The 11,522-nt window shown below is 69.5% G+C and carries 9 protein-coding genes and 2 pseudogenes; 6 read left to right on the top strand and 5 right to left on the bottom strand.

Annotated elements, in window-relative coordinates:
• Positions 1-91 precede the first annotated feature (91 nt).
• On the bottom strand, positions 92-682 hold the full coding sequence (locus tag ABT299_RS44070; protein ID WP_190861252.1) for a TetR family transcriptional regulator: 591 nt from the start codon (positions 680-682) through the stop codon (positions 92-94).
• 282 nt (positions 683-964) lie between these two features.
• Here ABT299_RS44070 and ABT299_RS44065 point away from each other — a divergent pair, with 282 nt between their 5' ends.
• Together ABT299_RS44065 and ABT299_RS44060 are read left to right on the top strand one after the other, a co-directional pair.
• A complete protein-coding gene (locus ABT299_RS44065) occupies positions 965-1,903 on the top strand; it encodes an alpha/beta fold hydrolase (protein ID WP_500254429.1) in 939 nt (312 codons plus the stop codon).
• 884 nt (positions 1,904-2,787) lie between these two features.
• Positions 2,788-2,918: pseudogene (locus ABT299_RS44060) on the top strand (IS481 family transposase); the annotation flags it as partial.
• On the opposite strand, the gene ABT299_RS44055 reads toward ABT299_RS44060, so the two are convergent.
• Positions 2,908-3,123, bottom strand: coding sequence for a hypothetical protein (locus ABT299_RS44055; protein ID WP_500254428.1), 216 nt, complete (start codon positions 3,121-3,123; stop codon positions 2,908-2,910). The pseudogene ABT299_RS44060 and the gene ABT299_RS44055 overlap by 11 nt on opposite strands.
• A gap of 113 nt (positions 3,124-3,236) precedes the next feature.
• Between ABT299_RS44055 and ABT299_RS44050 the strand changes: the two genes are divergently transcribed.
• On the top strand, positions 3,237-4,685 hold the full coding sequence (locus ABT299_RS44050; RefSeq protein WP_500254427.1) for a sialidase family protein: 1,449 nt from the start codon (positions 3,237-3,239) through the stop codon (positions 4,683-4,685).
• A 1,471-nt stretch (positions 4,686-6,156) separates the two neighbouring features.
• On the opposite strand, the gene ABT299_RS44045 is transcribed toward ABT299_RS44050, so the two are convergent.
• Complete coding sequence (locus ABT299_RS44045) at positions 6,157-6,732, bottom strand: GNAT family N-acetyltransferase (RefSeq protein WP_500254426.1); 576 nt, start codon at positions 6,730-6,732, stop codon at positions 6,157-6,159.
• 205 nt (positions 6,733-6,937) lie between these two features.
• Here ABT299_RS44045 and ABT299_RS44040 point away from each other — a divergent pair.
• Positions 6,938-7,410: pseudogene (locus ABT299_RS44040) on the top strand (transposase family protein); the annotation flags it as partial.
• A gap of 216 nt (positions 7,411-7,626) precedes the next feature.
• Complete coding sequence (locus ABT299_RS44035) at positions 7,627-8,592, top strand: C45 family autoproteolytic acyltransferase/hydrolase (RefSeq protein ID WP_500254425.1); 966 nt, start codon at positions 7,627-7,629, stop codon at positions 8,590-8,592.
• A 368-nt stretch (positions 8,593-8,960) separates the two neighbouring features.
• Here ABT299_RS44035 and ABT299_RS44030 read toward each other — a convergent pair whose 3' ends face one another.
• Complete coding sequence (locus tag ABT299_RS44030) at positions 8,961-9,710, bottom strand: SDR family oxidoreductase (protein WP_500254424.1); 750 nt, start codon at positions 9,708-9,710, stop codon at positions 8,961-8,963.
• Positions 9,711-9,833: 123 nt separating this feature from the next.
• The gene (locus ABT299_RS44025) at positions 9,834-10,589 is read right to left on the bottom strand and encodes an SDR family NAD(P)-dependent oxidoreductase (protein ID WP_500254423.1); all 756 of its coding nucleotides are present in this window, start codon (positions 10,587-10,589) and stop codon (positions 9,834-9,836) included.
• Positions 10,590-10,717: 128 nt separating this feature from the next.
• Between ABT299_RS44025 and ABT299_RS44020 the strand changes: the two genes are divergently transcribed.
• Positions 10,718-11,317 (top strand): TetR/AcrR family transcriptional regulator, encoded by a 600-nt coding sequence (locus ABT299_RS44020; protein ID WP_500254422.1) that lies wholly within the window; start codon positions 10,718-10,720, stop codon positions 11,315-11,317.
• Positions 11,318-11,522 lie beyond the last annotated feature (205 nt).

The raw sequence follows: 11,522 nt of genomic DNA, 5'->3' as shown, positions 1-11,522 counted from the left end.
CAGGTTCTTCTTGGTCGATGAACCATCTACCGGAGACCTCACTGCGTCCGGCTCACAACACGCCGACACTCACCCCACTTCGAAACACGGCCTAGTCGCGCGTGCGCAACGCCTGTGCGAGCGCGTCGACGGTTACGCCCACAATGGCCAGGAGTTGCGCCGGGCTCGCCCCGGCTCTGCTCATGACGGCGAGAGACTGGTTCACGGCGGCCACGTGTTCGGCGAAGGCCTCGGCGTCCTGGTCGGTCAATCGGCCGGCCTTCAGCGCGGTGCGCAGACGCAGGCGCTGGACGCCCAGCGCCTCCTTCGCGTGCGCCGCGATGCTCGGGCTCAGCACCGGGATCGCCATGGCCGATTGGGCGACCAGGCATCCATCCGGCAGTTCGGGATCGGCGATGCGCTCGAGGGTGACGTCGAAGAACGCGCGAACGGCTGTGAGGGGCTCCGAGGCCGCACACGACAGGGCGGCGTCGTACTTGTCGCCGTAGCGCGTGGCATAGCGCTCCAGGCAGCGCAGGAAGAGCGTGTCCTTGTCGCCGAGCGAGGAGTAGATGGAGCTGCGGTTCAGACCGGTCGCCCGGGACAGATCGTCTAGCGAGGTGTCGGCGTAGCCGGCGCGCCAGAACTGGATCATCGCGGCGTCGAGCGCCGCGTCCATGTCGAACTGCTTCTTGCCTGCCACGTGGCACGTCCTTGCCGGTGTGTCGATGTCTCGGGCTGCGCTGCGCACCATCCTATCTTGAACTAAACAGTTCAAGATGTGTTAGCCTCCGGGCATGGTCATGGCAGGGCGTCCCTCGCACTTCGCGGCAGCGCGATAAGCAGGCCACGGAGTCCTGGCCGCCGTCGTCCTCATCTGCACCGTCCTCATGGCCGGCCGCTCTCGCCATCTGCACCGCGTCCGCGGGCCTGACCCGCGGGCGAAGCACCGAACCAGCACACCTAACACCGATGGAGAACCCCCGTGACTGACCCTGCGACCAGCGCTTGGCACGCCCGCGAAAGCAACCCTGTCCCCGACCTGCCCCTGCACGATCTGGCGGGATTCGATCACCGCTGGGTCGACGCGGACGGCGTCCGCCTTCATGCCGTCGAAGGCGGTCGGCCGACCGGCCCGACTGTCGTCCTGCTCGCGGGATTCCCGCAGACCTGGTGGGCTTGGCGAAAGGTGATGCCCAGCCTCGCCGGCCGATTCCACGTCATCGCGATCGATTTGCCGGGTCAGGGCCACTCCGAGCGTCCGGAGCGCGGCTACGACACGCACACGGTCGCCGCGCACGTCCACGCGGCCGTGAAGGCTCTCGGGGTGTCGACCTATTGGCTGGCCGCCCACGACATCGGCGCCTGGGTTGCTTTCTCTCTCGCGCTCCAATTCGAGAGCCGACTGCGCGGGGTCGCTCTGCTCGACGCCGGCATTCCCGGCATCACCCTTCCGGAAGCGATTCCCACCGACCCGGAGAGGGCGTGGAAGACCTGGCATTTCGCGTTCCACCTTGTGCCCGACCTGCCCGAGACGCTGCTCGCCGGCCGCGAACGGGACTACGTCGGCTGGTTCCTGAAAACGAAGGTCCTCTCACCCGACACGTTCGACGACGCCGAGCTCGACCACTACGCAGCGGCCGTCGCCGTCGACGGTGGCCTCCGCGCTTCCCTCGCCTACTACCGGGACGCCGCCGAGTCGGCGCGCAAGAACCACGAGGTGCTCGAGCGGCGGCACCTCACCGTGCCCATCCTCGGAATCTCCAGCAGCCACGGCTCCATCCCGGACATGGCGGCCTCCATCAGCCCATGGGCCGACGACGCGACCGGGGTCGTCGTGCCCGACGCCGGACACTTCATCCCCGACGAGCAGCCCGAAGCCGTCGCCGCCGCGATAGCCGACTTCGTCCTCGCCGGTGACTGACACCGGTCGATGTCACGAGCGCCGCCCGATCTCCCCGGTGCCGTTCACTTGACGCCGCGTTTCAGCCAGGAGGCCGTTCAGGACATGGCCGATCGCGTCGTCGAACAGATCCGCACCGGCCGCATCCGGCGGTAGAGCGGCGCCGGGGGTACCGTGGCCGCCACGCGTGCGCAGTCAGGCAGTTAGGCGTGCCGCAGAGGGGGCGGTGGCGTGCTGCCGCGCCTTCTGATCCTGGCGGCCGGGACCCAGCCTCAGGAGTGGGATGCTGTCGTGCTCCGCCGGGATCAGCCCCAGCGTGCGTCCCGACATCCGGCGCCCGAGCGTCCATCTGGTCGTCGGGCGCGGCTTGCTGCTCGTGTTCGCGGAGCATCCGTCGATCTGCACCGGCGTGGGTATCGCCGCGCTCCTCGCTGGCGACCGCGCCCGCCGAGCCGCCGGGGCGCCCCGAAGGACCGTCTTCACCGGGCGGTGCGGACCTGGTTCAACAGGGCCCCGACCGCGTACCTCGTCGAGGCGCGCGCCGAGCCGCGCACGCTGCTGGCGGAGTCGGGCGGCGGTTCCGACAGGCTCCGCGTCCGATCGGATGGGCGGATCGCCCCGCGAGCCACGTCGAGGCCTGCGCGTGGCTCGCCGGCTGGGCCCGAAGTCATCGTCCCGGGGCTGCTCGCCGTCCGGGAGTGGACGTCGGACGACGGTGAGCCCCTGCCGGGGCGAGGCGCCGCGCTGGCTGCCCGGCATGCTCGCGACTCAGCAGATCGGCGGCGCCGTCGCGTCGCGTTGCCCGCTGGTCAGCGCGGACTAGGTTCTGGGAGCGGAGTCCCGCTGTCCTGGGGCAGCGCCACCCGTGCTCATCCCGGCTGAGGTGTCGCATTGGCCGCGACTTTGCCGCCCTGACCGAACTGGGCGCATGCCACGGACTCGTTCGCTCGCACTGCCTATGGCAAACGGCAAGGTCGAACGCTTCAACCGCACCCTGGCCACCGAATGGGACTACCAGCAGGTGTTCACCAGTAGCACCAACCCACCCGACGACGCACCGCACTCGGCGCGGTGTGCTTGTCTGCCTGCCCTCGATTCTGGCTGAGCATGACGAAGGTCGACACGACCCGCTCGTGACGTAGACCGATCTTGGAATCCTTCGCACCGGCCATCGCGCGCTCCCCGATCACACCTCCTACCGATGCCGTCGACTCCGCCGACCGCGGCACTTTTTTGATCATGGAACTGTAGGGTCGGTCGTGCCGTTTGGCGCCGCTGGGAACGCGCCGGTGGCGGCTTCCGCACGTCCCGGCGCCTCTGCGGCGACACCCCCCCCGAAGTGAGGAAGACACCGTTGAAACGACGTCCCAGGTCGGTGGTGGCCGCTGCGGCCACCGTGCTCGCCTGCATCGCTGCGGCTCAGCCCGCCTTAGCCGATGGTTCCGACCCCGCCGGCGTGGTGCCCGTCTCGGGCACCAGCGCGCTGCCGGCGGGCTGTGGCCTGCCCGCGGGCGACGGCTACGTGCTCAACCCGAACACCGAGGTCCAGCCCATGGTGGCGCGGGACCCGAAGCGGCCGTGGCATCTCGTCACGGTGTACCAGCAGGACCGGTGGAACCGGTACGGCAGCAACGGGGCCGTCACCGCCGTCTCCGACGACTACGGTGCGACCTGGCATCCGTCGGCTAACCAGCCCGCCTTCTCCCGCTGCAACGGCGGAACCGCGGCCAACGGCGGAGACTACGACGTCACGACCGACCACTGGATCACGGTCACGCCGTCCGGTGCGGCGATCGCCGCGTCGTTCTCGCTGTCGCGCACCGGCGAGGTGACGGCCATCCTCGTGTCGCGGTCCGGTGACGGCGGCAAGCACTGGGACGCCCCCGCGACGCTGCAGCGGGACGACAACCCCGAGTTCTTCAACGACCGTCCGGCGATCACCGCCGACCCGTACCACCCGGGCGTCGTCTACGCGGCGTGGGACCGGGCCGACACCCAGTCGAACGGAGACTGGGTGCAGCCGGTCTACATGGCGAAGTCGACCGACGACGGGCGCACCTGGACCACGAAGAAGGTGTACGACTTCCCCGCCAACAGCGGCGCCATCGGCACCGAGCTGGTCCCGATGGCCGACGGGACGCTGGTGATGGGCCTGCACCAGGAGACCAACACCACCGCCGCGACCCAGGTCATCCGCTCGACCGACGGCGGCAGCACCTGGTCGGCGCCGACGCTGAACGTGGCGGCCCCCTTCGCGGTGGGCACCAAGATCCCTGACCCGGACAACTCGGGTGACCCGGTGCGCAACGCGACGCTGCCGCTGCTGGCGGCCCAGCCGAACAGCAAGGTCGTGAACGCGGTCTGGCCGACCCAGGACGCCGACGGCACCTTCCACGTGGCGTACGCCCGGTCCACGGACGACGGCAAGACCTGGTCCAGCCCGGTCCGCGTGGACAAGACCCCCACCGGTTCGGCCGCGGTCCCGGCGATCGCCGTGTCTCCCGGCGGCGCCCTGGCGGTCACGTACTACGACTTCCGCAACAACACCTCGGCCGCCACGCTGCCTACCGACTTCTGGGCCGTGACCTGCGGGAGCGACTGCACGAAGCCCGGGGCGTGGCGCGAGCGGCACATCGAGGGCCCCTTCGACGCGCGGGCGGTCCCGTCGACGAGTTCCGGCCGGATGCTCGGTGACTACACGGGCCTGGTCTCGACCGGCTCCGCGTTCGTGGCCGTCTACGGCGTGGCCACCGGCGACTCCGCCAACCCGGTGGACATCCATAGCGCGACCTTCTACAACTGACCAGCCGGACGCGACCCGCCGGGGGCTCCCGGCCCCCGGCGGGTCGCACGCGGTCCGGCCGCGCTCGGCCGACCTCCGATCAGCGGGTTTCGCTCTGCTTCACTGCTGAGTGGTAGGGGTGAGTGAGCGGCGCGGACGCCGAACACGGAGCGCCCGCCACGGCGCTGATCAGCGGATTCGGCGAAGGACCATCGACGACGTCGCATGATTCTGCAATCGCTGGTGTCGCTGAGCGCAGCCGCCACGGAGCGCGGTCGCCTCTACGGCAGTGCCCGTGCTCCGTCCCCCGTCCTTGGTCGGCGGCCCGAGGTATCGGCCGAGCACGACCGACGCGGGGCGCCAGTGCGACCCGCCTCTGTCAGGGATCACTCGAGGGCGGCCGTTCTCACGGCCCCACGGTGTTATTGCAGCCGAGAGGCGAAGACGTAAGCGGCTGGTGGCTCCACTGGCTGGACTGTGCCACCGCCAACCTCGGTCATGATGCGTTGGCTCGCTGGCGGTTCGCCGCTCACGCGCGGGTAGGTGGGAGTGCATGCCGACGGCAGACCACGGCAGACCACGGGACGACCGGCGAATTGTCAATGCTCGGGCTGATGAACAGCGGCACCGGCTCCAGCGTGATGTGCGCGACGGGATGTGCATCCGTCCCGCTGCTGGCGCGAGGAATGGCCCTCACCGCCAGCACGGCTCCCGGCGCTCCTTCTGCGACTGCACGAGCATGAGGTGGTGTTCTCCTGGCCTATGACTCCGAGTACGCCCAGTCTTTCGGACGAGGTCGGCGAGCGAACCGGCGTCGGCGGGTGCACAGCTGCGTCGCGGCACCCTGACGAATGATCTCGCGTACTCCGCCGGCAGCGGCCGCCTCGATCGTCTCGGCCGAGTCTGCGGCTCCACTGCTCCAAGCGGTGTTGCCAGTTCGGGGCAGGCGCGGGCGGCTTCAGCGGCGCTCGGACGTGGTACTCGGGGCATGGTCGCGGACGCGGCGCCGACGGCGCCCTCGACGCGCAGCACGCCGGTCACGGCGGTGACGCCAGGCAGCGCGGCGCCCCGTCCGCCGCCGCGGCCGCGGCTACGATCACGACACGTAGCGCGGCATGGTGTGGGCTCCCAACGCCGGGTCGTGGAACGGGCGGTCGCGCACGTGTACTGAGCCCTTTGTCAGCGGCGGTGCGGGGACTGCTGATCACGTGATGGTCGCGGTGGGTGTGGCTCGGCGGGACGTCGAGAAGCCCCTGGTGGGACGGTTGATCCCTCACAATCGCTCGTCTGCATCAGGGGCTTCGCATGCTTTTGTTTCGTGCTGCCGCTGCCGCTGCCGCTGCCGCGCCAGACCCCGGCCTACGCCGCCAGCGTCGTCTGCCGGCACCGCAAGAAGAGCGGCAGCAAGAGCCGGGTACTGCCGCCCGGCCTGCAGTGCGTCAGTCGATGGGACTGTGTCAACGCTACTGAGATCGGGCAGCGGGGCGGTCCATCACTCGGACACGGGCCATTCCTCGGCCAGGAGCGCGTATGAGAGACCGTCGAGCCATCCCTTGGTGCGGTGGAGAGAGTCTTTCACCGTGTGCTGTTCGCGGCGCATCCCAACCCGCTCCATCAGCCGCCACGATGGTTCGTTGTCGTAGAAACACTCCGCGTGCAGGCGGCGCAGGCCAAGACTCCTGAAGGCGACGTCGATGAGGGCGCGTACCGCTTCGGTGGCGTAGCCCTTGCCGCCGTAGGAGGGATCCAACGTCCACCCGAGCTCTCCTTGGACGCTTTTCGCCTGGTCAGCGACCTCCTCCTGGGCCCAAGCGTCCTGAACCTGCAGCGTCAGATCGCCGATCACCCGGCCGTCCAGTTCGACGACGATCAGGTCTGCGAGTCGCTCCATACGGAGAAAACGCTCACGGTAGTCGTCGTACGTCGCCGTGGCGGCCGCGACCCAATCGTGGACCTCCGGCAGTTGCCGGAAGACCCAGGTCGCGTCCAGGTCGTCGGGCGTGGCCCGTCGCAACAGCAGTCGGTCGGTGGAAATCGGCCAGTCCAGCGTGTCAAGAGGGTGGCGCATGGGCTTCATGCTGGCAGAGAGCCGTGGTGACACAAAACGGATTACTGCGGGCGACGTCCCACACCGACGCGGCGATCGCCCTACAGGAACTGACGGGACACCGAAGCGGCCAGGGCTCCTGGCAACCAGCGTTCCGAGAATCAAGTGGAGTCGCCGCCGCAGCGGAGTCCAGGTGATCACGTGATGGTCGCGGTCGGTGTGGTTGCTGCGGAACGTCGAGACCTTTGCCGAACTGGGCGCGGGCTTCGCCGTCTCCACCACCAACGCGCGGCGCTATGTCAACGAGGCCATCGACGCGCTGGTCACCCGGTCGCCCCAACTCGGTGTCGCCAGCGATCGACCGGGTCGCCGCCGACCGGCCGTACTACTTGGGGAAAGCACCACCCCCACGGCATGAAGCACCAGGTCGCCGCCCCGGACTGGTGCCCCGCTGTGGGTGCGGGGGCCGCTGCGGTTCGGTCCATGACCTGGCCGCGGCCCGCATCTAGGGCGTCATCCGGACGTTGGCGGCCGCCGGACTGCTCGTGCTGGCCGACAATGCCTACCAGGGCGCCAGCGCTCACGACCCTCACGTCCTACAAGGGACGTGACAAGCCCGAGCCACAGAAGGACGCCGACCGTCGACACGCCGAGCTTCGCGCGCCCGCAGAACGTGTGAACGCCCAGCTCAAGTCATGGTGAATCCTGCGAACGCTGCGCTGCTGCCCCTTCCGCGCCGGTCGCATCGCCAAGGCCATCCCGCTGGAAAGGCTCACTGGTTCCGTCGACTGCGGACCCGCTGGAAGGTCCGCGACCCTATCCACGAAGCCCGAACTGATCTGGCATGCGGCCTACTTGCTGGAGACGCCCGCACGGATTGAAAAAAGGGCCGAAAAAATAGTTGAGTTTCCTGGCATGAGCCAATACATCAAGACGTTTCATGCGATCGAGATCGGCGACGGCGACGGCGGCGATGGGCGTCGGGCCGCGCACGTCCGGCCGACAATGATGGGCGCGGAGAGCCGGCTGACCGAGGAAGGCCGGACCCCGCAGGGCGCAGTGCGGGCGCGGGGGCTGTTCGAGGTCCACATGCCCGAGCTGGTCCCAGCGCTTGACCGGCTCGCCGGCCAACTGGCCACTCCCTGGGCGGGCACCCTTCTCACGCTGGCCGCGGTGCGGCCGTTCTTCTCCGGCTGCACCCAGATCGGTGGCAAGGGCGCGTTGCTCAGGAACTACGACTTCGCCCCCGACCACTGCGAAGCCACCATCGTCTCCTCCTATTTCCTCCGGCCCGTGATCGGCATGCAAGAAGCGGGATGGGGCCTGCTGGACGGTATGAACGACGCTGGTCTCGCGATCTCACTTACCTTCGGCGGGCGGTTCGTCCACGGGCCGGGATTCGCCATCCCCCTTGTGCTGCGCTATCTGCTGGAAACCTGCCAGACCGTTGATGAAGCGATCGGGAGACTGCGCACCATACCCGTCGCGATCCCGCAGAACGTCACCCTCGTCGACCCGGACCAGGCCGTGACGGTCTTTGTGGGGCCCGACATCCCGCTGATCGAAGCGGCCGACAGTTGCGCCACCAACCACCAGCACCTACCGGTTCCAGACGAGCAGGAGCGATCCACCCGGACCCGCAAGCGACTGGCCGCCGTGCAAGTGGCGGGAGTTGACGTGACGGCGATGCTGCGACCACCGCTCTACCAGTACGGCTACGACCAGTGGCTGGGCACGGTGTACACGGCGCACTATCACCCCGCCAGGGGCCATGTGACGTACCACTGGCCCGGCGAGCACTGGGAGCAGTCCTTCACCCGCTTCTCTCCAGGAACACGCACCATCACCTTGGGGGAGCGGGACGGGAACGATGCCCCTTGACGCACCGCGCACGCGGGGACGGTGGCGGGACGATCGGGCGCCGTCGCGCCGGGATCGATCCGGCGCCCGAATGCGTGCCACTACCCGTCCGACCGCCTCGTGGGTGACGCAGGCGGCCCGAAATCTGGCCATACGACGGTAGGGCTTGGTCGGCCGCCGAGTCTGCCGGACCTTCAGCCCGGCGTTCGCTCCCGCCCCCAGCCGTCTGCCACGCTGCCTAACGTTCCGGCAGGTCAAGCCAGGAAGCACCCGTGGCGGTGTGGGATGACGCTCATGGTGAGCCGAGTGGGGGCGGGAGGCCGCCGCAGCGTCGGCCGGCGCGCACGAGAGGGGGCGGAGCCGGCCTCAGTGAGTTGCGGTGCAGGAGATCAGTACGCGAGCTCCCCGATGCCGCCGTCAACGCGCAGGACGGTGCCGGCTGTGTAGGCCGACTCGTCCGAGGCCAGGTAGACGGCCGCCTTGGCCAACTCGGTGGCGGTGCCGAGGCGGTGGAGGGGCACGGTCCTCCGGATTTCGTCGTAGATGGCGGCCTGTCGCTCTGGGCCGAGCGGCTTGAAGGTGTCGGTGACGGTCGGCCCCGGGCTCAGGCCGTTGACACGGATACCCCGGTCCTTCAGCTCATAGGTCAGCCCGCGGGAAAGGGAGAGCAGGCCGGCCTTGGCGGCGCCATAGACCGCTGCGTTCTCATGCCCGATGAACGCGGAGACTGAGCCGACGAGGATGACCGAGGCCTGCCGTGAGAAGAGCGGCAGCAGGTCCTTGATCAGGAAGAACGGTGCCTTGAGGTTGGTGGCGACGAGTTTGTCGAATGCCTCTTCGGTCCATGCTTCGATCGGGAGGTGGGTGACGTCGGCGGCGTTGCTCATCAGGATGTCGAGCTTCGGCCACTCCTCCTGTAGCCGTGCTGCGAGCGCCGCCTGGCCGGGCGTGTCGCCGGCGTCGCTGAGGATGGGCACCAGCGGGCCGTCCAGCTGCCGGGCGGCCTCGTCCAGCCGTTCCTTCGAGCGTCCCGTGATCGCGACGGTCGCTCCCTCGGCGAGGAACTCCCGGGCGGTCGCGAGCCCGATGCCGCCCGTCCCGCCCGTGATCAGTGCGTGCTTTCCCTCAAGACGACCCATCGAATCATTCCTCTCACTCGCCAAGATGCGTGGTTTGTTAGTCGGCAACGATGACGGGTCGTCCCCGCCATCTCGGAGAACGCCGTACCGCCCTTGCCATGTCGGCGGCAGGCGTGACGCAGGTCAGATGGCGGTGCGGCCGCCGTCGGCGGCCACGATGGCACCGGTCATGTAGCTGGCCTGGTCGCCGGCGATGAAGGCGATCACCTGGGCGACCTCGGTCGGGTCGGCGGCGCGCTTGAGGGCGGTGGTCAGCCCCATGCCGCCGAGGTCGGGCCCCATGGCCGCCACCACCTTGGAGGTGGTCATCGGGCCGGGCGCCACGGCGTTGACGCGCACGTTCGACGTGGCGAACTCGGCCGCCCAGGTGCGGGTCAGGGACTCCAGCGCCGCCTTGGTGGCGCCGTAGACCGCCATCGGCGGCATGCCCAGCGCGGCCGCGGTGGAGCTGACGTTGACGATGCTGCCGCCCCCGCCGGCGGCCATCTTCGGCGCGAGCCGGGCGGTCAGGACGAACGGTGCGCGCACGTTGACCGCGAAGGCGGCGTCGTAGTCGGCGATGTCCTGGTCGGCGGTCGCGCTGAACGGGACGACGCCCGCGTTGTTGACGAGGATGTCCACCGCCCCGGCGTCGTCGGCCAGCCGCTGCACGGCCTGCGGGTCTGCCAGGTCGGCGGCAACGAAGCGTACGGTGCCGGCCGCTCCGGCGGCGGCGACCGCGCTCCGCACGTCGTCCACGACCTGGGCGCCGCGGTCCGGGTCGGTGCCGGTGATGATCACGTTCGCTCCGCCGGCGGCGAGGATCCGCGCCGTCGCGTGCCCGAGCCCGCCGATGGCGCCCGATCCGGTGATCAGCGCCGTCTTCCCGGTGAAGTCCATGTCGTCCTCCCTCTCGCCGCCCGGCGCGCTCAAGCGCCGAGGGACTTATATGTGATCGTTCAAGAAGTCCTGCGGACGTCACCATACGAGCTTTTGTGCACGCGGTCAAAAAGTCGTAGCCTGGAGGCATGGCACGGACCGGACGCCCCCGCGCATTCGACAAGGACCAGGCGCTGGAGCGCGCGCTCCTGCTGTTCTGGTCCCGGGGCTACGGAGCCACCTCCGTCCAGGACCTCGTCGACGCGCTGGCCCTGGAGCGGGGCAGCCTGTACGGCGCGTTCGGCGACAAGCGGCAGTTCTACCTGGCGGCTGTCCAGCTTTACTGGGATACCTACGAGCGCGAGCTGGTTGCGGCGCTGGAGGCCGGGCCGGTGCTGCCGGCGTTGCGCGAGGTGCTCGCCAACCCGGTCCGGGCGCAGGAGTTCGCCTCCGACGTCGGCGCTCCGCAAGGGTGCATGATCGGCAACACCACCGCCGAACTCGTCCCGCACGATGCCGAGGCCAGCGAGATCGTGGCCCGCTCGCACGCCCGCTTCACCCAGATCGTCGCCGACGCGCTGCGGCGCGCGCAGGCCGACGGCGAGGTCACCCGGGACGCCACCCCCGAGGCCCAGGCCCGGCTGCTGCTGTTCACCGTCCAGGGCCTCTCCCTGGTCTCCCGCACCGGACTCGACACGACCGCCGCGCTCGCCGCCGTCGATGCCCTGATCGACGCTCTCCGCGCCTGATCCGCGAGCCCGACTCGGGCAGCGCAGGCCGCGTCTGGCGTCCGTATGTCGCAGGAGGCGGCCGATCGCGCTCGGGTTCGGGAAGGAGAGCGGCACCTGCTCGTCAAGCGCCAGGCCGCCACTACGGCGGGACGGGCCGGTCGGGCACCCGTCGGACAGGCTCATCGCGAAGGGCATCCGCTGGGCGCCGCTGACCTGGCGCAGT

The organism is Spirillospora sp. NPDC000708, from assembly GCF_040299565.1.
In the GTDB taxonomy this organism is placed as follows: domain Bacteria; phylum Actinomycetota; class Actinomycetes; order Streptosporangiales; family Streptosporangiaceae; genus Spirillospora.
This window is presented reverse-complemented; position numbering and strand designations above follow the sequence as displayed.